We start from the raw sequence: 19,803 nt of genomic DNA, 5'->3' as shown, positions 1-19,803 counted from the left end.
GCTCACGCGCTCATCGGGATATATCCGGGCTGCGACTTCACGCGTTCGATCCAGGAGAGGACGTGCGGATAGGATCCAAGGTCGAAGCCGCCATCCTCAGCGACGTGCGTGTAGGCGAAGAGGCAGATATCGGCTAGGGTCAGAGCATCGCCGACAAACCAGCTTCGGCTCTCCAGATGCTCATCCATCAGTTTCAGGGCAGCCTCACCCGCTGCCCGCTTGCCGGGCATGTTCAGCCGCTGGACCTCGTTGAGGTTGTCGAGCCCAACCCAGCCGATCCAGAACCGAACCGTCGCGATGTTCGGTTCGTGATTATACTGCTCCCAGAACATCCAGCGCAGCATGTCGGCGTGATCGAAGGCGTCGCTCGGGATCAGCGCCGAGCCAACGGCGAGAAAATGGCATGCGGCGTTGCTCTCGGGGATGAAGCGGTGGCCGACCTGTAGCGTCGGAATGCGGCCGTTGGCGTTGACGTTGGCGAGAAACTCGGGCGTCCGCGTTTCTCCCCTCATGATGTCATATTCGCGCCGCTCGATTGGCACGCCCAGCGAGGCGGCCGTCAGCCTGACTTTGTAGCAATTTCCCGACGCGGCATATTCGTGAAGGATGAGCCGCTCGCTCATGCGACCTCGAGCACGATCTTGCCGACATGGTCGCCCGATTCCATCCGAGCATGCGCTTCGGCCGCCTGGTCGAGCGGAAAGGTACTGTCGATTACCGGCCGCAGCCGTCCGCCCTCAACATAGGGCCAGACCGTGTGCGCAATCTCACCCGCGACCATCGTTTTGAACTCCACCGGTCGTGGCCGGAGCGTCGATCCCGTCAGGGTCAGCCGCCGCCGCATCACGTCGGCGATCTGGATCTCGGTCTTAGGCCCCCGCTGGAAAGCGATCGAAACGTGTCGTCCATCTTCGCTCAGCGCAGCAAGATTGCGCGGCACATAATCGCCGCCCACCATGTCGAGTACAACCGAGACGCCCCTGCCCTCGGTCAACTCCTTCGCAGCCTCGACGAAGTCCTGCGTGCGGTAATTCACCGCCCTTATCGCCCCCAGCTCCTCGGCACGCGTGCACTTCTCGTCCGTGCCGCAGGTCACAATGACGTTCAGGTTGAAAAGCTGGCCGAGCGCGATTGCCATCGTGCCGATCCCGCTGGTGCCGCCGTGGATCAGGACCCAATCCCCGTCGGCTGCGAAGCCGCGTTCGAACAGGTTAACCCAGACGGTGAACAAGGTCTCTGGCATCGCCGCCGCTTCCACGAGCGACAAGGCGCTCGGCACGAGCAGGCACGTACCCGAAGGCGCGACGCAATATTCGGCATAGCCGCCGCCGGCCACCAGCGCGCAGACCATCTGCCCCCTCAGCGCTTCGGCGCCCTCGCCCGCTTCCACGACCTCTCCCGACACCTCGAGTCCCAGGATGTCGGGCGCGCCGGGCGGCGGCGGGTAAAGCCCGCGGCGCTGCAAGATATCCGGCCGGTTCACCCCCGCCGCGGCGACTTCAATGAGAACTTCGCCGGGTCCCGGCCGCGGCACTCTCCGCTCGACCAGCGCCAGCTCCTCGGCGCCGTCGGGCTGCGGAGCGACCGCAGCCAGCATGGAGTGTGGGATACTCGACACAGCGCGGCGCTTATTGACTTGCCCCGCCGGAGGGTCAACGATTCGCTCCATGGACTTGGAAGACCTGTTCCCCAGCAAGCCCGGCGACCCGCTGGTGGAGCTTGCAAAACAGGACCTCGACCCCATGTCTATCGAGGAGCTGCAGGCGCGAATCGAAGCGCTGAAGGCCGAGATCGCCCGCGTCGAATCGCACATGCAGCGGGCCCAGACGCACCGCTCCGCCGCCGAAGAGCTGTTCAAAAAGCCGTGACCGGCTCGGCCGTTCACCTGCCGACAACCTCTTCACGCGATAATCTGTTGAAAAGCCGGGCGTCGGCCCTTGATTGCCGCGTTCGAGCGTATGACATTCTAAGAAAGCCCGTGGGGCTCCTCCCTCGGGCATGGAGTATCCAGCTAAATGCCTAGTTTTGCTCGCGAACTCGAACAGACCCTCCACAACGCGCTTGGGGAGGCCAGCCGCCGCAGGCACGAGTATGCGACCCTTGAACATCTTTTGATTGCCCTCATCGATGACGAGCACGCCTCCAAGGTGATGACCGCTTGCGGCGTCAGCCGTGACGAGCTTCGCGCATCGGTGAAGCAATATCTCGACAACGAACTTGGAGCGCTCGTAGCCGACAGCGCCACGGATCCGACTCCGACGAGCGGGTTTCAGCGCGTCGTCCAGCGCGCAATCCTCCACGTCCAGTCATCCGGTCGCGACGAAGTGACCGGTGCAAACGTGCTCGTCGCTCTCTTCTCGGAGCGCGAGAGCTACGCCGTCTATTTCCTGCAGCAGCAGGACATGAGCCGCCTCGATGCCGTGACTTACATCAGCCATGGTGTCGGCAAGGGCGAAGGAGCGCCCGAAACTCGGGCCCCAGAAGGCGCCGAGGAAAAGACCGAAAAGGACGCCGGAAAGAAGGAATCTGCCCTCAAGCAGTTCACCATCGATCTCAATGAGAAGGCGCGGACCGGCAAGGTCGACCCGCTGATCGGCCGCATGCCGGAGGTCGAGCGCACCGTGCAGATCCTTTGCCGCCGGTCAAAGAACAATCCGCTCTACGTCGGTGAGCCGGGCGTCGGTAAGACCGCAATCGCCGAGGGCCTCGCCCGCAAGATCATCGAGGGTGACGTTCCGGATGTGCTCAAGCCCGCGACGATCTACTCGCTCGACATGGGCGCGCTGCTGGCCGGCACCCGCTATCGCGGCGACTTCGAAGAGCGTTTGAAGTCGGTCGTCTCGGAGCTTGAGAAGCTTCCGAACGCAATCCTCTTCATCGATGAGATCCACACCGTGATCGGCGCCGGCGCTACTTCGGGCGGCGCGATGGATGCGTCGAACCTGCTGAAGCCGGCGCTCTCCTCAGGCGCGATCCGTTGCATCGGGTCGACGACCTACAAGGAGTTCCGCAACCACTTCGAGAAGGACCGGGCGCTGCTCCGTCGCTTCCAGAAGATCGACGTGAACGAGCCGACGATCGAGGACACGATTAAGATCATCGCTGGCCTGCGCTCGTCGTTCGAAGGCCACCACAACGTCAAATACACGCAGGACGCGATCAAGTCGGCGGTCGAGCTTTCGGCGCGCTACATCCACGACCGGAAGCTGCCGGACAAGGCGATCGACGTGATCGACGAGGTCGGTGCGATGCAGATGCTGGTGCCGCCGAGCCGCCGGAAGAAGATCATCACGCCGAAGGAAATCGAGGCGGTGGTCGCCACGATGGCGCGCATCCCGCCGAAGTCGGTTTCGGCTGACGACAAGCAGGTGCTCGAGCATCTCGAAGCGGACCTGAAGCGTGTCGTGTTCGGACAGGACCTTGCGATCGAGAAGCTCGCCTCGGCGATCAAGCTCAGCCGCGCGGGCCTTCGCGATCCCGACAAGCCGATCGGCAACTATCTGTTCTCGGGGCCGACGGGCGTCGGCAAGACCGAGGTGGCGCGCCAGCTCGCCTCGATCCTCGGCATCCCGCTGCAGCGGTTCGACATGTCCGAATATATGGAGCGTCACTCGGTCAGCCGGCTGATCGGCGCGCCTCCGGGCTATGTCGGCTACGACCAGGGCGGTCTTCTGACCGACGCGGTCGACCAGCACCCGCACAGCGTGCTCCTGCTCGACGAGATCGAAAAGGCGCACCCGGACCTGTTCAACATCCTGCTGCAGGTGATGGACAACGGGAAGCTGACCGACCACCACGGCAAGACCGTCGATTTCCGCAACACGATCCTCATCATGACCACCAATGCCGGCGCGTCCGACATGGCGCGTGAGAGCATCGGTTTCGGCGCCGCCTCGCGAGAGGATGCGCAGGAAGATGCGGTCAAGAAGATGTTCACGCCGGAATTCCGCAACCGCCTCGATGCGATCGTGCCGTTCAGCTACCTGCCGCCGGCAGTCGTTGCGCGGGTTGTCGACAAGTTCATCCTGCAGCTCGAGCTGCAGCTTGCCGACCGCAACGTGCACATCGAGCTCGACGACGAGGCACGCGAGTGGCTCACCAGCCGCGGCTACGACAAGCTCTACGGCGCGCGCCCAATGGGCCGCCTCGTGCAGGAGAAGATCAAGCAGCCGCTCGCCGAGGAGCTATTGTTCGGCAAGCTGGTCAACGGCGGCGAGGTCAAGGTCCGCATCAAGGACAATGCCCCGGCGTTCGAGATCGTGCCTGCTGCTCCAAAGCCGACCAAGGCCAAGAAGCCGAAGGCCGACAAGCCCGCGGCGAAGAAAAAGGCTGGCGGAGAAGCTCCAGCCGCGGAGTAAGGTCACAACATCGTGAAACTGAGGGCCGGAGGGAAACTTCCGGCCCTTTTCGTATGGCGGGCTTATGTCGGCTTTGGGTGGAAAGAAGACATTCCGCCGGATACCTTAGCTGACGAAAGGGGGCCGTGGTGATTGCTCTTGTCATGGCTCAGATGAGCCGCTGCGCGGTACCGTCGTTATGCCCAACTGACGGTGAGCTAAGGAGCGCGATCTACAATCGGACTGAAGCTTCTATTCCAGCAATCACCAGAGAGAATCCGGACGAAGTGATTCTCATCCACCCCACTACGATCAAGGCGATACAGGGTGTGCATTGCGGCGAGGCTACTTCCGAAGAGCCGAACACGATTTCGTGCAGTTTCACGGTCATCTATCCGAGTGCAGTCTACTATGAGATCGCTAAACTCACCCGAAGAAACGGCGAGTGGACGATAGTCGATGCTAAGGCCGTCGTTCGTAAACGCTAATGTCCGCAATGGGTGGAAAGCGGACATTGGTGAACTGGCGCGAAGCGCGTGGCCAGTGCTACGGGAGGAACAGCAAAAGAGGGCCTATGACGAGATCCCTGTTGCTACTTTCTGTCACGGCGCTGCTGCTGCTTGCGTGCCAGGCGGACGAGAAGTCCGGAAACAACATCGCCGAAGGGAATGCTGCCGCTGTCCACGCTGGCGCGGAGGAGCAGGCAATCCGCGGACAAGTCGATCGTTGGCTCCAATTGGTGAAAGCCAAGGACGCGGCAGGGATTGCCGCACTCTACGCCGAGGACGGCGCAGTGATGCCGCCAAACGCGCCGATCGGCAAAGGACGTAGCGCAATCCAGCAAACTTGGGCGTCGATGATGCAGACGCCCCGCTTTGAGCTGACCTTCGTCCCGGAGCAGATCATCGTGTCATCGTCGGGTGACATGGCACTCGACCGCGGGACTTACAGGCTAGCGGTCGCGCCAAACGGCACCGCGAAAACCGACACCGGCAAGTATGTGGTTGTGTGGCGTAAGATCGGCAGCGAGTGGAAAGCCGCGGCGGACATCTTCAACAGTGATCTGCCGGCCAGCGGAGCCTAGGGCGCCGCGGGTACAGCATTGTCGTGACATTCCAGGCCACCAATTCAAGTTAGAGGAACCGGCGCGCAACGGTGCTAGTTCGTCGGCATCGCCGGCATCTGCCTTAGCGCGTCGGCGGCCGAGGGACATTCGTCGTGCTCCCGCTACAGAGGAGCACCAAATTTCCCCGCATCAAACAGAAGTGCGAACTCGCGCGCGCGTCCACCGAGACTGCGGCACATGTCCTTCGCTCACAGATTTCATGCGAGCAGTCTGAGAGGGATATCCTGGCATCACGCCGCGCAATCAGCCGTTCACTCGAGCTACTTCTGACGACATCGTCTATGGTGTTTGCTCAAAGAGTCTGAGCGCCGCGTCTGGAAGTCTTGAGCAGCGCCCGACGTTCGGCGGCGACCGTCACATATTGATGAGCAATTTGAAGCAGCAACTCGCGTGTTTCTCGATTTGAGGCCAAGCCAGCCTGCTGCCTAGCGACGCGCCCCAGTCGCTCCAACTCAGCAACGCGCTTCATTCCACCTTTGGTAGCAAATTCCCTACCACCGGCCATGACGTGGATTAGCTCGTCGGAATATTCCTTACCGACGGCCAGAATGGGTCGAAGGCGGACGGTTGCAGCGACCGCCCCTTCCTTTAATGACCGACAGGTGAGTGCTTCAGTTGTGATCGGCGCCGCTCCGGGCGGGGCCGAGGTCAAGATCGACATCGAGGAATTGCTGGCCACCCGCTTGCTCGTTCAGGGCAATAGCGGGTCCGGCAAGTCGCACCTGCTGCGTCGCCTGCTCGAGGAGAGCGCTGCGCTGGTGCAGCAGGTCGTGATCGACCCCGAAGGCGATTTCGTCACCCTCGCCGAGCCGTTTGGGCACGTGGTAGTCGACGGCTCCGCGTACGGTGGTGCCGAGATCGGCCGCCTCGCCGCGCGAATCCGCAAGCATCGCGCTTCCGTCGTGCTCGCGCTCGAAGGTCTCGAGGTCGAGGCGCAGATGCGCTGCGCCGCTCAGTTCCTCGGCGCTTTGTTCGATGCGCCGCGCGACGAATGGTATCCGGCGCTGGTCGTCGTCGACGAAGCGCAGGTCTTCGCTCCGGCAGCCGCTGGCGAAGTCAGCGACGAGGCGCGGCGCCTATCGCTCGCCGCAATGACCAACCTGATGTGCCGCGGCCGCAAGCGCGGGCTGGCGGGCGTCATCGCCACCCAGCGCCTCGCGAAGCTCGCGAAGAACGTCGCTGCGGAAGCGTCCAACTTCCTGATGGGCCGCACCTTCCTCGACATCGACATGGCCCGCGCCGCCGACCTCCTCGGCATGGAGCGCAAGCAGGCCGAGCAGATCCGTGACCTGGAGCGCGGACATTTCCTCGCGCTCGGCCCGGCGATCAGCCGTCGTCCTCTCGGCGTAAAGATCGGCTCCGTCCAAACCTCGACGCGCACCGCCTCGCACGGGCTGCTGCCGATGCCCACAGCCTCGACTGAAGACCTGCACGCGCTGCTCCACGCGGACTGGGTTGGAGAAGAAGCAGTCAGGCGCGAACCTGAGCCGGAACCGGTCAAGGCTGAGGAATTGCTCGAGCAAATCGCCAGTCACGGGGTAGACGACAGCCAGGACGAGGCGCCCTCGCCTGCCGCCGTCGACATCGAGCAGCCGCTCGCGGAAATCCTGGCGGAAATGGCCGCGGAGGAAGGCTGCACCTTCCAGCCGACCGCCTCGCTCTACCAGGACTTCACTGTGCGCTGCCGAATGCGCCGCATCCCCGGCAACTCGCTCGATCTCGCAAACTTTCGTCGCCGCTTCGCCATGGCGGTCGCGGGCATCGCCGACACGTCGGACGAGCGCCGCGCGGATATCCTCCGGCTTGGGCGCAGCGTGCCCGACGACGTGCTCGGCCCATTCCTCCTCCTCGCGCGCGCGGCGCAGGACGGGGAGCCCTGTCCCGCCGATGACGAACTTGCTCGCGTCTACGGCACGAGTTCCCCTGGCCGCATTCGCCGCCTGATCGAACATCTGGAAAAGAGCGGCCTGATCGTCGTCCGCACCGATTTCGGAGGGAGGCGATCGATCGGCATCCCCGAACTGGGTCTCGCGACCGCCCCGATGGAAGCGTGAGGCTAGTAAGCGGCGTTGGGCCGCTTGCGGTACCAGCCGACGGTCCCCGGCTCTGCAATCTTCTGCGCGAACAGTTGCGCATCCCCGGACGCTAAGGCTTGCTGTGATTCCTCCATGCGCGCGACGTCCCGCACGCTGATCCGGCCCGCACCGTAAGAGGCGCAGGCATCGACAGCCACCAGCACGAATCCCAGTGCTACCATCCTGCCGCTTAGGTGCCGCTGAACACGCCGCGGCTCATCGATCAGCCACGGCAGGCGATCCAATTCGTCTAGTGTTGGACCGGCTACGGCCAGCCTCGGTTCGAACGTCGACTCATGCTTCACAAAAGTTAACGTAGCCAGCTGCCCAACAACCGCAGAGTCGAATCTGCGGATACCGATATTCAGTTGGGGATAAGTTAAGCGGGCACGCTGGCACCGATCTCATCAAGCTGTTCGAGCACTTCTTCCGATAGCTCGATCTCGGCCGCAGCGAGGTTCTCGCGCAGGTGGCCGAGCGAGGACGTACCGGGGATCAGCAGGATGTTCGGCGAGCGCTGCAGCAACCATGCGAGCGCCGTCCGCATCGGCGTCGCGCCGATAGAGTACGCGATGCGCGACAGTTCGTCCGACTGCAGCGGCGAGAAGCCGCCGAGCGGGAAGAACGCCGAATAAGCGATGCCCTGCCCAGCCAGCCAGTCGATCAGCTCATCGTCGTGGCGGTGGACGAGATTGTAGTGGTTCTGGACGCAGACGATCGGCGCGATCGACTGCGCTTCCTCGACCTGGCTCTTCGTCACGTTGCTGAGGCCGAGGTGCCGGACCAGGCCCTGCCGCTGAAGCTCAGCCATCGCTTCAACCTGGTCGGCGATCGACCCTTCCGCCGGCGCGTGCACCGCACCCATGATGCGCAGGTTCACGACCTCCATCGCCTCGAGGCCCAACCGGGCGAGATTGTCGCGCAGACCTTGCGCAAGCTCGTCAGGCTTGTTCCACGGCAGCCACGACCCATCGTCGCCTCGCCGCGCACCCAGCTTTGTCACCAGCACGAGATTGTCCGGATAGGGCGACAACGCCTCGCGGATGATCTCGTTGACGACATGCGGACCGTAATAGTCGCTGGTGTCGATGTGATTGACGCCACTCGCCACCGCTTCCCGCAGCACGGCGATCGCCTGCTCGCGATCCTTGGGCGGTCCAAACACGCCCGGCCCAGCGAGCTGCATCGCGCCATAGCCCATGCGGTTCACCGTGCGTTCGCCGAGCTTGTAGGTTCCAGCCTTGCTGATGTCGGTCATTTGGTTCTCCCTTTCGAAGGGATGTCGTGCTGCTGCCGCAACGGTTGAAGGCGTGCTGCGCTCAACCGTAGCAGTCGGGCGACCGACTGCTGTTCAGGACAGCTTCTTGAGGCTGAAGCTGCCGCCGCCTTCCTCCCAAGTTATCGACGTCACCGGAGCAGGCGCGGTGGGAAAGCTCATCTTCGCGTAACGCAGCCGCATGAAAAAGCTGTCCGGTTTGATGGCGATCAGCGGATGGAAGTCCTCGCCCGCGCTGACTTCGAGGCGGTCGCCCGAACGGCGGATCATTAGCGGTGCACCGGGACGAAGATCGTAGCGCCCGACGAAATCGCGCCAGCGTTCGATTGGCGGAAGTTCCGGCGTGCGTCGCACCAACGGTGGATCGACTGCCTCCCCCGCCAGCAGCTTTCGCATGTCCTTCTTGAGCGACATGAACAGGCCGGACTGGATGTTGCCCAGCAATACCAGCCGCGTGTCCTCGCCGGGAAACGCATAAGCGAGGTTCGCAAACCCGTTCCCGAAGCCATCATGCCCGACGATCTTACGGAATTTTAGGTCGTTCCCTGCTCCGGGTGCATCCTCCACATCGCCTGGCTCCAGGGGGAGCGCGCGCAGAAACAGCGCGAGATCGGACGGACTGGTGAAGAACGAAGCCGCTCCCCGCGAGTTCGAGAAGTCCCATGGCGGGCTCTTCTGGATGCTGCCCCAGCCCGGGCCGGGGATGTAGCCCGTTGCTCGACCAGGCATCGGCTCTCCCGGACCGCCGCCGAACACCGTGTCGCGCATGTGGCGCGGCTCGAACACAAGCTCACGCACCAATCCGTCGAATGATCCCTTGCCGGCGACTTCGATCACCCGCGCCAGAAGCCTGTATCCGTTATTCGAGTACGCCTCCTTGCCCGGCGGCCCGTTCTGCGTGTCCGCGATCAACTCCACCAGCTGCGCGGTGGTCCGCGTACGCACGGCGTCCGCGCCCTGCAAAGCGAGGTCGCGCGAGATGCCCGCCTTGTGACCGACAAGCTGCCGGATCGTGATTTCCTTTGCTCGCGGGAACGTCGGAATGAACCGCGCCAGCGGATCGCTGAGCTGTAGCTTTCCCGCCGACTGCAGCGCCAGCACCGCGGCATGGGTGAACATCTTGCTGATCGACTCCGCCGCATATCGCGTGTGGACGGTGTGCGGGCTCTCCTGCTCAAAGCTCGCCCGGCCCCAGGCTCGAAGCAGCCGCTCCTGCCCGCGTTCGATCAAGATGATGCCGCTGAAATCACGTTCTTTCGCGAATGGCGTGAAATAGCGTTCGAGCGCATCTGCCAACGGCGTTGACGCTGCGGGAACCGCGAGAGCAGGCGCAGCTGCGGCCGCCGCTCCCAAGCCAACAACAAACTCCCGGCGATCGAGCATGACGGTTACTCGCAAGATTCGCTACATTTGTAGCGCTGATCCATGCAGTTGCAAGCGCCTGGCGTGTTCGCCACTGATGACTCGTCGAGTTGAGGGGAGTGCACGTGAAGAATTTGGGCAAGACTCTGGCCGTCCTGCTGGCCGCCGCATCCGTTCCGGCGCTGGCTCAAACCACCGGCTCATTCGATCCCGCGCGGCTTGCGGAGCATGTCCGTGTCCTGAGTTCGGATGCGTATGAGGGGCGCGGCCCCAACACGCCCGCCGAGACCAAGACGATCGACTACATCGTCAGCCAGTTCAAGGCGGCCGGCGTCCAGCCGGGCGGCGACAAGGTCAACGGCAAGCGCAAGTGGACGCAGGACGTGCCGCTGCTGCAGTCGAACTTCGCCGCGGCGCCCCAAGTCACGCTCAACCTCGGCAACGGCCAGACCATTCCGTTGACGCAGGGCGACCAGATCTCGGTCCGCTCACCGATGAACGGCCAGACCAAGGTCAACCTCGCCAACGCCCCGCTCCTTTTCGTCGGCTATGGCGTCAGCGCACCCGAACGCCAGTGGGACGACTTCAAGAACCAGGACGTGAAGGGCAAACTGCTCGTCGTCCTCGTCAACGATCCGGACTTCGAGGGCGGCGAAGGAAGCTTCGGCGGCAAGGCCATGACCTATTATGGCCGCTGGACTTACAAATATGAGGAAGCGGCTCGTCGCGGCGCGGCGGGCGTCCTCATCGTGCATGAGACGGTCCCCGCCTCCTACGGCTGGAACACGGTCAAGAATTCCAACACCAACACGATGTTCGACATCGTCCGCAAGGACCCGGCCGCCTCGCACACTGGTTTCGAAAGCTGGATTCAGCGCCCGCTCGCAGAGCAGATCTTCGCCGCCTCGGGCCTCGACTTCGAGAAAGCGAAAGCCACGGCACGCCGCAAGGACTTCCAGCCCGTGCCGCTCAAGGCGACGCTCAGTGCCGACCTTCAAGCAAAGGTCGCGACGATCACTTCGCACAACGTCGTCGGGCTGCTGCCCGGCAAGAAGTATCCGGACGAGACCGTCATCTACTCAGCACACTGGGACCATCTCGGCATCGGCAAGCCCGACGCACGAGGCGACAAGATCTACAACGGCGCCGTCGACAACGCGACCGGCGTCAGCATGATCATCGAGCAGGCACGCGCCTTCGCTCAAGGTCCGCGGCCCGACCGCTCGATCGTGTTCCTCGCAGTGACGGCTGAGGAGAAGGGCCTCCTAGGGAGCGAATATTATGCGACCCACCCGCTCTATCCCATCGGGAAGACGGTGGCCGTCCTCAACACCGATGCGATGAATGTCTGGGGGCGCACGAAGAACTTCAGCATCTCCGGCACCGCTCGGCTCGATCTCCTCGACGATCTGATCGCCGAAGCACAGAAAAAGGGTCGCACCTTCACGCCGGATCCCCATCCGGAAACCGGCGGCTTCTACCGCTCCGACCATTTCACCTTCGCCAAGCAAGGCGTCCCGGCGCTCAGCTTCGACGCCGGGAACGATATGGTGAACGGCGGGACGGCGCGCGGCGAGGCATTGGGCAAGGAATATGTCGAGAAGGCGTATCACCAGCCCGCGGACGAGTTCAGCACCGCCTGGGACCTCAGCGGCATGGCAGAGGACGATGAGCTGCTGCACATCGTCGGCCTGCGTCTCGCCAACTCACGCGAATGGCCGAACTGGAGCAGCGACAGCGAATTCCGCGCCAAGCGCGACCAGACGGCGAGCGAGCGGCGTTGAGCGAAACTCTCCAGCCTGCGCTTCCCGATAATCTCGACGAGCAGGCGGAGCGGCTCATGCGCCGGCTTTGCGACGACGAACTCACCATCGCCACGGCGGAAAGCTGCACGGGTGGGATGTTGGCGGCGCTGCTGACCGACATCGAAGGCGCCGGGCATGCTTTCGATCGTGGCTTCGTGACCTACAGCAACGAAGCGAAGACCGAGCTGCTCGGGATCGAGCCCAGCCTGCTCCAGCAGAACCAGGCGGTCTCCGAAGTCGTGTCGCGCGCTATGGCTGAAGGTGCATTGAAGCGCTCGAAGTCATACCTCGCACTCGGCATCACCGGCTTCGCCGGGCCGGCTGGTCCCGGCAATGAAGAAGGCCTCGTCCACATCGCACTCGCGAGACGCGACGGCCGCACAATCCACCGCGAAAATCACTTCGGCGCCATCGGGCGTGGCGCCATTCGGGTGAAGAGCCTGAAGGCGATGCTGGACATGCTTGAGCAGTGTCTCGAAGAGGAGTAGTTCGCCTTTTGTTCTAACCAGGGAGTCGAACCATGGCTGACCTCATTTTCTATACCAACCCGATGTCTCGCGGTCAGACGATCCGCTGGATGCTGGAGGAAGTCGGACAGCCCTACGACACCGAGATTCTCGATTACGCCTCGACGATGAAACAGGAGCCGTACCTGTCGATCAATCCGATGGGGAAGGTTCCGGCGATCAAGCACAAGGGCAAGGTCGTCACCGAAGTCGCGGCGATCTGCTGCTACCTCGCCGACGCCTTCCCGAAGGCAAATCTCGCGCCGCCGGTCGACGATCGCGCCGATTATTACCGATGGATCTTTTTCACCTCGGGCCCGGTCGAAGCCGCGTTCAGCAACAAGGCCGCAGGGTGGGAACCGACGCCGGAGCGCCAGCGCATGTTCGGGTACGGCAATTACGATCTCGCCATCAACAATCTCGAAAAGGCAGTGAGCGGCCGCGAATATATTGCGGCCGATCACTTCACCGCAGCCGATCTGTTCGTTGGTGCCAACATCAACTTCATGCTGGCGTTCAACCTGCTCGATCCGCGCCCCGCGTTCGTGGATTACGCGCGCCGCATGACCGACCGCCCGGCCTATGAGCGGGCAAAGGAGATCGACGCCAAGCTGATCGAGCAAGCGCAGGCAGCACAACCGCCGCAGCCGCAACCGGCCTAAGCTTCATCGTCATTGCGAGCGCCGCTGGCGCGTGGCAATCCAGCGCAACAATCTGGATCACATAGCTGCGCTCGCAAATGACGGAGGCTGCGTTGGACGAGATCACCCGCCAGAAGGCCATCAACCTCTACGATCGCTTCACCCACGAAGGCATGGAACGCCGGGCCTTCATGGGAGAGATGGTCAAGCTCGCCGGAAGTGTCGCTGCGGCCGAGTTGCTGATCGCCGGCATCGCCGCTTCCCCCGCCTCAGCAGCGGTCATCGCGGCCGATGACCCTCGCCTCACGACGCGCACGCAAGACCTCACCGGCGGTTACAAAACTTATGTCGCCGAACCGCGCACGCGTTCGCTCAAACCCACTGTGCTCGTCATCCACGAGAACCGCGGCCTCAACGACCATATCCGCGACGTTGCGCGCCGCGTGGCGATCGCGGGCTATCGCGCCGTCGCGCCCGATATGCTCTCGCCATCCGGCGGCACGCCCTCGAACGAGGACGCCGCGCGCGACGCGATCGGCAAGCTCGACCTCAACAAATCCGTCTCAGATGCAGTAGCGATGGTTAGCGAGCTCAGGGGTTCGAGCCGCAGCGGAAAGGTTGGTGCGGTGGGCTTCTGCTGGGGCGGCGGCTTCGTGAACCGGCTCGCCGTGGCCGCGGGCGACAAACTCAATGCCGCCGTTGTCTATTACGGCCCTGCGCCGGACCCGTCGGAGGCGTCCAAGGTCCAGGCGCCGATCATGATCCACGACGCCGGCCTCGACGAACGCGTCAACGCGACTTCGTTCCCGTGGGTCACGGCGCTCCGCAACGCCGGCAAGACCGTGAAATTCTACCTCTACGACGGCGTCAATCACGCCTTCAACAACGATACGTCGGCCGAACGCTACAACAAGGAAGCAGCCGAGCTGGCATGGAAACGGTCGCTGGATTTCTTCCACAAGCATCTGAGATAAAAACTGTTTTTTGTAACCCAGGTGAACGCGTTCCCCTTGTGAAGCCAGCGTAATGGGTCCACTAGGCCCGTAATGGATGCGTTCGCTGTACGTAGCGGGTCGGATCATGATTTCCTGACTCGCGGCGGCGAACTTGGACGTCTGATCAGGGACTTCGATTGGGCCTCGACCTCGCTCGGGCCAATCGATTCCTGGCCCCAGGTCGTGAAGACCACAATTGCCCTGATCCTGCGATCGCCCCTTCCGATCGTCACCCTGTGGGGTGAGCAGGGCGTGATGATCTACAATGACGGCTACGCCCGTTTCGCCGGTGCCCGGCATCCCGAGATCCTCGGCATGGATGTGCTCGATGCCTGGCCCGAAGCTGCTGACTGGAACGCGCGAGTGATGGAAACCGTCTTCCGTCAGGGGCAGACGCTCTCTGTCGAAGACATGGAGCTGACGCTTTACCGCCACGGCAGCGGCGAGCCGGTTTGGATGACCCTCGACTACTCACAGGTTCTTAGCGAGGACGGCTCCCCTGCAGCGGTCATCGCGATCGTGGTCGAAACGACGGCCAAGGTCCGGGCCGAGAAACGCCTGAGCGGCGAACGCGAGCGTCTTCGCCAGATGTTCGACGAAGCGCCGGGTTTCATGGCCCTCCTCGAAGGGCCCGACCACGTCTTCACAATGGCCAACCGCGCCTATCACGACCTGGTCGGCGGGCGGGATGTGATCGGGAAGACCATCGCGGAGGCGCTTCCGGAGGTGGTCGAGCAGGGTTTCGTCCAGCTCCTGGATACGGTCTATCAAACCGGCGAGCGACATGTCGGACGTGCGACGCCGGTCACACTCGATAGGGATGGAGCGGTCGAGCTGAGATATGTCGACTTCATATTCCAGCCGATGGCGAGCGTTGCCGACGACCAACGAGCCATCTTCGTGCAGGGTCACGACGTCACCGACCACAAGAGGATCGAGCGCCAACAGGAACTGCTCGTCGGAGAGCTCAACCACAGGGTGAAGAACACCCTGGCGATCGTTCAAAGCCTGACTCACCAGAGCTTTCATTCAGCGACGCCCGCACCGGACGCGATCCGCCTCTTCGAAGGCCGCCTGCAGGCTCTCGCTGCCGCCCACAGCCTGCTCACTCGCAAGAATTGGGACGCGGCAACCATTGCCGATGTCGCGCTGACCGCGCTCACTCCCTTCTGCCCGGAGGATCGTCGCGAGATCGCGGGTCCCGACGTCGAGGTGCGTCCTCAGACCGCCGTCGGCCTGGCGCTGGCGCTTCACGAGCTTGCAACCAACGCTACCAAATACGGCGCGCTATCGACGCCAGAAGGACGGATCTCCGTGCGCTGGACGGTCGATGGAGATCAGCTCCGGCTCGAATGGCGCGAACAAGGCGGGCCGCCTGTATCGCCGCCGCAGCATCGCGGCTTCGGCAGCCGCATGATCGAGCGGACGCTGGCAGCTGAATTCGGCGGTAAGGTCGACCTTCAGTTCCAGCCTGAAGGCGTCGTCTGCACCGTGATCGCGCCGATACCGGACGCGCGCGCCTGACCTCAGTCGCGTTGGCGCAACCAGCGCTCGATCGCGGCCAGCACATACGCCTGCTCGTCGGCGGTAAGTTCTCGACCCGCGGGAATGCCGTGCCACTTCGCGAGGCACGACCTGCAGCACGTCGCGGTTGCGTGCTGCGCTACGAACACCGGATGTCCCCGCCACGGCGTCTGCCGTCCGTCGTTCGCGGGCTCCGCCGGGGCGAGACGCTTGGCGATGAAGTCGCGTCCATGCTCCGCCACGGTGCCGATGCCGCGGCTGTCGAGATAGGCGCGGTCTTTCGGGCCCAATCGGAACTTCGCCCGGAACGGCGACGTCCGGAGCTTCGCAAAGACGGTATCGAGGTCACGCATACAGAATACCCAAGCAAAAGGGCCGGAGGATCGCTCCCCCGGCCCTTCTATGTTCAGCTCCGTTCGAGCTTAGCGGCGGTCACCCATGAACCGCAGCAGGAACAGGAACATGTTGATGAAGTCGATATACAGGTTCAGCGCGCCCATGACCGCAGTCTTGGCCATCGCTTCGCCGTGGCCAGCCACTGCGAAGTAGATGCTTTTGATCTTCTGCGTGTCGTAGGCAACCAGGCCCGCGAACACCAACACGCCGATGGCGCTAACCGCGAGGTCAAGCGCAGGCGAGCGCAGGAACAGGTTGATCAGCAGCGCGACGAAAATGCCGACGACGCCCATGATCAGGAACGAACCCATCCCCGAAAGATCGCGCTTGGTCGTGTATCCGAACAGGCTCAGACCCAGGAACGCCGCAGCGACCGCGAAGAAAGTCTGGGCGATGGAAACGCCGGTGTAGACCAGGAACAAGCTGGAGAACTGCACGCCGATCAGGGCGGCATAGACCCAGAACAGCAGCTGCGCTGTGCCGGCCGAAATCCGGTTGATGCCGAAGCTCAGCGCGAACACCACTGCAAGCGGCGCAAACAGCGCAATCCAGAACAGCGGCGTCGCCGCCCCGGTCGCCGGATTGACGATCAGGTTGATGAGGCTGCTGTTAGCGACGCCCAGCGCGATGATGCCCGTGAGCAGCACGCCCGACGCCATGTAGTTGTAAACCGAAAGCATGTACGACCGAAGGCCCGCATCGCGGGATACGGTCGGAACACCAACCGTGGCCGCATTCACGCCGCCGACCCTGTCGGTGTCGGTGCGCGGGTCTTGCCAAATGGCCATTTCATCTCCTCTCGCGCGGGCAAAAGGCCCGTTCGCTACCGCAAATATATCGTTGATGCCCGAGGGGACTTCAAGCGAAACCAGTCGATAGCAGCCGCACGTTGGTCGACGCGTCCCAAACGGGAGATTAACGGCATTGCCGTTCCGCCCCTTCGGTGCGACAGTGCGGACCTCGTCGATCGAGGGGGACCGATGGCTTTGGTTCGACGGCTTGCATGCCTCATGGCGCTGCTTTTCGCCCTGGCTCTTGGCGCGCCTGCAATGGCAGCACCCTCACGCATTGTGGCTGTCGGAGACCTCCACGGGGACTTCGAGGCGTGGCAAGCGATTGCCCAAGCGGCGGGGCTGATCGATACGCGCGGGCACTGGACCGGCGGCAAGACGACGCTTGTCCAGCTCGGCGACATTCTCGATCGCCAGCCCAACTCGCTCCTCATCGTCAAAAGCCTGCAGCAGCTGCAAAAGGAAGCGCCGCGCAAGGGTGGAAAGGTCATCGTGGTTCTCGGCAATCACGAGGCGATGAACCTGCTCGGTGACTTCCGCTACACGACACCGGGCGAATATGCCGCCTTTGCCGATGCTCAGTCCGCCGCCCGGCGGGACCGTATCTTCGCCCTCAACAAGGCCGCGATCGAAGCCGCCTACCGCGCCAAGGATCCGAAGCTCACCGATGACGCGATCCGCCAGCAGTGGCTCGCCGTCACACCGCTCGGCTGGGTCGAGCATAAGCTCGCATGGTCGCCTTCAGGCGAATACGGCCAGTGGGCCACGCGCAATCCGGCCGTCGTGAAGGTCGGTGACACGCTCTTCGCCCACGGCGGCATAAGCGCCGAAATGTCGGCTACAAGCATCGACGAGCTCAATCGGCGGGTAGCAGCTGCGATGGCCGCGGGCGACGACAGCCCGAAATCGATCCTTACCGATCCGCTCGGACCGCTCTGGTATCGCGGGCTGGTCGGCAAGGACGCGGACGCCGAGGCAGAGCGCGCCAACGCGCCGAACGCAACCGCCAAGCCGCGCCCGACCATCGATCAGGAGCTAGCTACAATCCTCGCAGCGTATGGCGCCAAGCGGATCATCATCGGTCACACGCCAATCCTCACGGGCATCTCGATCACCAATGACGGCAAGCTGGTGCGCGTCGATACGGGCAACTCGCGCTACTACAACGGCCAGCTCAGCTGGCTGGAGATCGTGGGCGATCAGGTGACGCCGCACAGCGTGCCGAGGCCGGCTCAATGAAGTTGAAGCTGTTCCCAGCGTTCGCCGGCCTTCTGTTTGCGATGGTTGGTCCCGCGAGAGCCGCGGAGAAGCCGCTGTTCGCGTCGTCCGACCCGATCCGCATCGCGATTCAGGCGCCGCTCAAGACCCTGATCAGCAATCGCCAGTTCGAAGGAAAAGTGCCGGGGACGCTCACCGGCCCCGATGGGCAGGCGCTTCCGATCACGCTTCAACTGCGAGGAATCACGCGACGTACGTCGGAAGTCTGCGACTTCCCGCCGCTCCGCGTCGATTTTACGACGCCGCCTCCTGCCAACTCGATCTTCGCCGGGCAAAAGAAGCTCAAGCTCATCACGCACTGCCACAACAACGCTGCGTTCCGGCAATATGTGCTGCTCGAATATTCCGCCTACCAGATGTACAACCTGCTGACGCCGAAGAGCTTTCGGGCGAAGCTAGCCAACATCGACTACAAGGAAGCGGACGGAAAGCCCGTCACGTCGCAGGTCGGCTTCTTCCTCGAAGACTTGGACGATGTCGCGCACCGCAACGGCATGAAGCAGGTCCACGCCGGCGATCGCATTCCGTTCAACTGGTTAAGCCCGCCTGACGCTGCCCGTTACGCTTTGTTCGAGCATATGATCGGCAACCATGACTGGTCGATGCGCGCGGGGCCCGTCGGCAAGGACTGCTGCCACAATGCGGAGTTGATCGGCGTCGGCGCGCCCGGCCAGACCATACCGGTCCCCTATGACTTCGACTTCTCCGGGCTGGTGAACGCGCCGTATGCAACGCCACCCGGCGAGCTCGATATCGCCGACGTGAAGCAGCGCTTCTACCGCGGCTATTGCATGCACAATTCGGACGTCACGGCCACCGCCGGGCAGATGCGGAGGGATCAAGCGCAAATCATCGGCGTGCTGTCGCGGGTTCCTGGTCTGGACGCCGCAAGCCAGCAGAAGGCAGCCGCCTATCTCGGCCGCTTTTTCGCCGACATCGGCAGTGACGCCGACGTCAACTCGAAAGTCCTCAATCGCTGTGTCGGCAAGCAGCCCTGATCAGGGCTTCTTCGCCTCCTCCACGACAACCGCAGCGACGGCGACCGCAGCTGGCGGCGGCTCTGGATGGGTGTTTGGATCGTAGTCGCTGAGGAAGCGCTTCATTCCGGCCCGCTCGCCATATTCGGTCATCCACAAGGCGACGAACGTGTAGCTGAAAGCGATCGTGACGAGCGCCGCAAGCTCGACCGCGCCAATGCCGGATGAAAGCCCGATCGCCACCGCAAGCAAGATGAACAGCGCATCGCCTGAGCTCTTCAGCGAATTGCGGAACCTGACGGCGCCCGCGATACCTGCCAGAGAGAATGCGAGAGCCAGCGAATTCTGCACGATGATCACGATGCCGGTGACGACCATTGGCAGGACGATGATCGTGTTGATCAGCGACTGGTCGTATTCGTCATCGTTGCGGATCCCCATGTAGACCCAGCTCACGGGAAGCGAGAGCAGCAGTGCTGAAATCAGCGCAACGCTCAGCCAAAAGAGGCTCTGGCCGAGATTGTTGACGTGCGCCGCGCGCGCAACCTCGCTCGCCTCCAAGGGGTTCTTTGCCGGCTGCGAAATCAGCTGCTCGACACCGCCGACTGGCAGCCAGTTCCTGGCTTCCGGCCAGATCCTGATCATCGCGAACACGACGATCGCGATGACGGCATAATAGATCGTAAGCTTTGCCAGCAGCTTCAGCCCGCGCAT

General features: G+C 63.1%; 20 protein-coding genes. 12 read left to right on the top strand and 8 right to left on the bottom strand.

All coding sequences use genetic code 11. The annotated features are described in order from the left end of the window. Positions 1–2: 2 nt before the first annotated feature. The gene (locus tag AC4GYV_RS03040) at positions 3–623 is read right to left on the bottom strand and encodes a glutathione S-transferase family protein (protein WP_491099185.1); all 621 of its coding nucleotides are present in this window, start codon (positions 621–623) and stop codon (positions 3–5) included. Next, complete coding sequence (locus tag AC4GYV_RS03035) at positions 620–1,597, bottom strand: NAD(P)H-quinone oxidoreductase (protein ID WP_491100375.1); 978 nt, start codon at positions 1,595–1,597, stop codon at positions 620–622. Before AC4GYV_RS03035 ends, AC4GYV_RS03040 begins: the two co-directional genes overlap by 4 nt. A 70-nt stretch (positions 1,598–1,667) precedes the next feature. Between AC4GYV_RS03035 and AC4GYV_RS03030 the strand changes: the two genes are divergently transcribed. The 5 genes from AC4GYV_RS03030 to AC4GYV_RS03010 all read left to right on the top strand — a co-directional run bounded on the left by AC4GYV_RS03030 (position 1,668) and on the right by AC4GYV_RS03010 (position 7,517). Further along, positions 1,668–1,868: a DUF1192 domain-containing protein gene (locus AC4GYV_RS03030; protein ID WP_491099184.1), complete on the top strand. Its 201-nt coding sequence runs from the start codon at positions 1,668–1,670 to the stop codon at positions 1,866–1,868. A gap of 147 nt (positions 1,869–2,015) precedes the next feature. Beyond that, the gene (clpA, locus tag AC4GYV_RS03025) at positions 2,016–4,358 is read left to right on the top strand and encodes an ATP-dependent Clp protease ATP-binding subunit ClpA (RefSeq protein WP_491099183.1); all 2,343 of its coding nucleotides are present in this window, start codon (positions 2,016–2,018) and stop codon (positions 4,356–4,358) included. 128 nt (positions 4,359–4,486) lie between these two features. Next, positions 4,487–4,825, top strand: coding sequence for a hypothetical protein (locus tag AC4GYV_RS03020; protein ID WP_491099182.1), 339 nt, complete (start codon positions 4,487–4,489; stop codon positions 4,823–4,825). A gap of 86 nt (positions 4,826–4,911) precedes the next feature. Beyond that, the gene (locus tag AC4GYV_RS03015; protein ID WP_491099181.1) at positions 4,912–5,421 is read left to right on the top strand and encodes a YybH family protein; all 510 of its coding nucleotides are present in this window, start codon (positions 4,912–4,914) and stop codon (positions 5,419–5,421) included. 644 nt (positions 5,422–6,065) lie between these two features. Then, on the top strand, positions 6,066–7,517 hold the full coding sequence (locus AC4GYV_RS03010) for a helicase HerA domain-containing protein (RefSeq protein ID WP_491099180.1): 1,452 nt from the start codon (positions 6,066–6,068) through the stop codon (positions 7,515–7,517). Between the two features lie 2 nt (positions 7,518–7,519). Here the strand turns inward: AC4GYV_RS03010 and AC4GYV_RS03005 are convergent, their stop codons facing one another. The 3 genes from AC4GYV_RS03005 to AC4GYV_RS02995 all read right to left on the bottom strand — a co-directional run bounded on the left by AC4GYV_RS03005 (position 7,520) and on the right by AC4GYV_RS02995 (position 10,212). Next, positions 7,520–7,843 (bottom strand): hypothetical protein, encoded by a 324-nt coding sequence (locus tag AC4GYV_RS03005; protein WP_491099179.1) that lies wholly within the window; start codon positions 7,841–7,843, stop codon positions 7,520–7,522. A 74-nt stretch (positions 7,844–7,917) separates the two neighbouring features. Further along, complete coding sequence (locus tag AC4GYV_RS03000) at positions 7,918–8,796, bottom strand: aldo/keto reductase family oxidoreductase (RefSeq protein WP_491099178.1); 879 nt, start codon at positions 8,794–8,796, stop codon at positions 7,918–7,920. 93 nt (positions 8,797–8,889) lie between these two features. Then, the gene (locus AC4GYV_RS02995; RefSeq protein WP_491099177.1) at positions 8,890–10,212 is read right to left on the bottom strand and encodes a serine hydrolase domain-containing protein; all 1,323 of its coding nucleotides are present in this window, start codon (positions 10,210–10,212) and stop codon (positions 8,890–8,892) included. A gap of 89 nt (positions 10,213–10,301) precedes the next feature. Here AC4GYV_RS02995 and AC4GYV_RS02990 point away from each other — a divergent pair, with 89 nt between their 5' ends. From AC4GYV_RS02990 to AC4GYV_RS02970, 5 genes are all read left to right on the top strand, one after another. Then, positions 10,302–11,960 (top strand): M28 family metallopeptidase, encoded by a 1,659-nt coding sequence (locus tag AC4GYV_RS02990; RefSeq protein ID WP_491099176.1) that lies wholly within the window; start codon positions 10,302–10,304, stop codon positions 11,958–11,960. After that, complete coding sequence (locus AC4GYV_RS02985; RefSeq protein WP_491099175.1) at positions 11,957–12,469, top strand: CinA family protein; 513 nt, start codon at positions 11,957–11,959, stop codon at positions 12,467–12,469. Before AC4GYV_RS02990 ends, AC4GYV_RS02985 begins: the two co-directional genes overlap by 4 nt. Positions 12,470–12,501: 32 nt before the next feature. Further along, positions 12,502–13,149, top strand: a complete 648-nt coding sequence (locus AC4GYV_RS02980) for a glutathione S-transferase family protein (protein WP_491099174.1) — start codon at positions 12,502–12,504, stop codon at positions 13,147–13,149. A 77-nt stretch (positions 13,150–13,226) separates the two neighbouring features. Further along, on the top strand, positions 13,227–14,102 hold the full coding sequence (locus AC4GYV_RS02975) for a dienelactone hydrolase family protein (RefSeq protein WP_491099173.1): 876 nt from the start codon (positions 13,227–13,229) through the stop codon (positions 14,100–14,102). A 72-nt stretch (positions 14,103–14,174) separates the two neighbouring features. Continuing rightward, positions 14,175–15,647, top strand: a complete 1,473-nt coding sequence (locus tag AC4GYV_RS02970; protein ID WP_491099172.1) for a sensor histidine kinase — start codon at positions 14,175–14,177, stop codon at positions 15,645–15,647. 2 nt (positions 15,648–15,649) lie between these two features. Here AC4GYV_RS02970 and AC4GYV_RS02965 read toward each other — a convergent pair whose 3' ends face one another. Together AC4GYV_RS02965 and AC4GYV_RS02960 are read right to left on the bottom strand one after the other, a co-directional pair. Further along, the gene (locus tag AC4GYV_RS02965; RefSeq protein ID WP_491099171.1) at positions 15,650–16,000 is read right to left on the bottom strand and encodes a DUF4186 domain-containing protein; all 351 of its coding nucleotides are present in this window, start codon (positions 15,998–16,000) and stop codon (positions 15,650–15,652) included. 69 nt (positions 16,001–16,069) lie between these two features. Next, positions 16,070–16,831, bottom strand: a complete 762-nt coding sequence (locus AC4GYV_RS02960; RefSeq protein WP_491099170.1) for a Bax inhibitor-1/YccA family protein — start codon at positions 16,829–16,831, stop codon at positions 16,070–16,072. 192 nt (positions 16,832–17,023) lie between these two features. Between AC4GYV_RS02960 and AC4GYV_RS02955 the strand changes: the two genes are divergently transcribed. Continuing rightward, complete coding sequence (locus AC4GYV_RS02955) at positions 17,024–18,073, top strand: metallophosphoesterase (RefSeq protein WP_491099169.1); 1,050 nt, start codon at positions 17,024–17,026, stop codon at positions 18,071–18,073. Beyond that, on the top strand, positions 18,070–19,110 hold the full coding sequence (locus AC4GYV_RS02950) for a hypothetical protein (RefSeq protein ID WP_491099168.1): 1,041 nt from the start codon (positions 18,070–18,072) through the stop codon (positions 19,108–19,110). The genes AC4GYV_RS02955 and AC4GYV_RS02950 overlap by 4 nt, the downstream gene beginning before the upstream one ends. Here AC4GYV_RS02950 and AC4GYV_RS02945 read toward each other — a convergent pair whose 3' ends face one another. Then, positions 19,111–19,803 carry a DUF4956 domain-containing protein gene (locus tag AC4GYV_RS02945; RefSeq protein ID WP_491099167.1) on the bottom strand — a complete coding sequence of 231 codons (693 nt, stop codon included), beginning with the start codon at positions 19,801–19,803 and terminating at the stop codon, positions 19,111–19,113.

Source organism: Sphingomonas sp. SP4 (genome assembly GCF_058313375.1).
Note: the sequence above shows the minus strand (reverse complement) of the source record. Positions and strands in the feature narration are given on the sequence as shown.

What these genes read in the sequence shown, in the direction of transcription:
- AC4GYV_RS03040 (WP_491099185.1), bottom strand. Translation starts at nt 623, where the DNA reads ATGAGCGAGCGGCTCATCCTTCACGAATATGCCGCGTCGGGAAATTGC.
- AC4GYV_RS03035 (WP_491100375.1), bottom strand. Translation starts at nt 1,597, where the DNA reads ATGCTGGCTGCGGTCGCTCCGCAGCCCGACGGCGCCGAGGAGCTGGCG.
- AC4GYV_RS03030 (WP_491099184.1), top strand. Translation starts at nt 1,668, where the DNA reads ATGGACTTGGAAGACCTGTTCCCCAGCAAGCCCGGCGACCCGCTGGTG.
- clpA (WP_491099183.1), top strand. Translation starts at nt 2,016, where the DNA reads ATGCCTAGTTTTGCTCGCGAACTCGAACAGACCCTCCACAACGCGCTT.
- AC4GYV_RS03015 (WP_491099181.1), top strand. Translation starts at nt 4,912, where the DNA reads ATGACGAGATCCCTGTTGCTACTTTCTGTCACGGCGCTGCTGCTGCTT.
- AC4GYV_RS03000 (WP_491099178.1), bottom strand. Translation starts at nt 8,796, where the DNA reads ATGACCGACATCAGCAAGGCTGGAACCTACAAGCTCGGCGAACGCACG.
- AC4GYV_RS02980 (WP_491099174.1), top strand. Translation starts at nt 12,502, where the DNA reads ATGGCTGACCTCATTTTCTATACCAACCCGATGTCTCGCGGTCAGACG.
- AC4GYV_RS02975 (WP_491099173.1), top strand. Translation starts at nt 13,227, where the DNA reads ATGACGGAGGCTGCGTTGGACGAGATCACCCGCCAGAAGGCCATCAAC.
- AC4GYV_RS02970 (WP_491099172.1), top strand. Translation starts at nt 14,175, where the DNA reads ATGGATGCGTTCGCTGTACGTAGCGGGTCGGATCATGATTTCCTGACT.
- AC4GYV_RS02965 (WP_491099171.1), bottom strand. Translation starts at nt 16,000, where the DNA reads ATGCGTGACCTCGATACCGTCTTTGCGAAGCTCCGGACGTCGCCGTTC.
- AC4GYV_RS02960 (WP_491099170.1), bottom strand. Translation starts at nt 16,831, where the DNA reads ATGGCCATTTGGCAAGACCCGCGCACCGACACCGACAGGGTCGGCGGC.
- AC4GYV_RS02955 (WP_491099169.1), top strand. Translation starts at nt 17,024, where the DNA reads ATGGCTTTGGTTCGACGGCTTGCATGCCTCATGGCGCTGCTTTTCGCC.
- AC4GYV_RS02950 (WP_491099168.1), top strand. Translation starts at nt 18,070, where the DNA reads ATGAAGTTGAAGCTGTTCCCAGCGTTCGCCGGCCTTCTGTTTGCGATG.
- AC4GYV_RS02945 (WP_491099167.1), bottom strand. Translation starts at nt 19,803, where the DNA reads ATGCGCGGGCTGAAGCTGCTGGCAAAGCTTACGATCTATTATGCCGTC.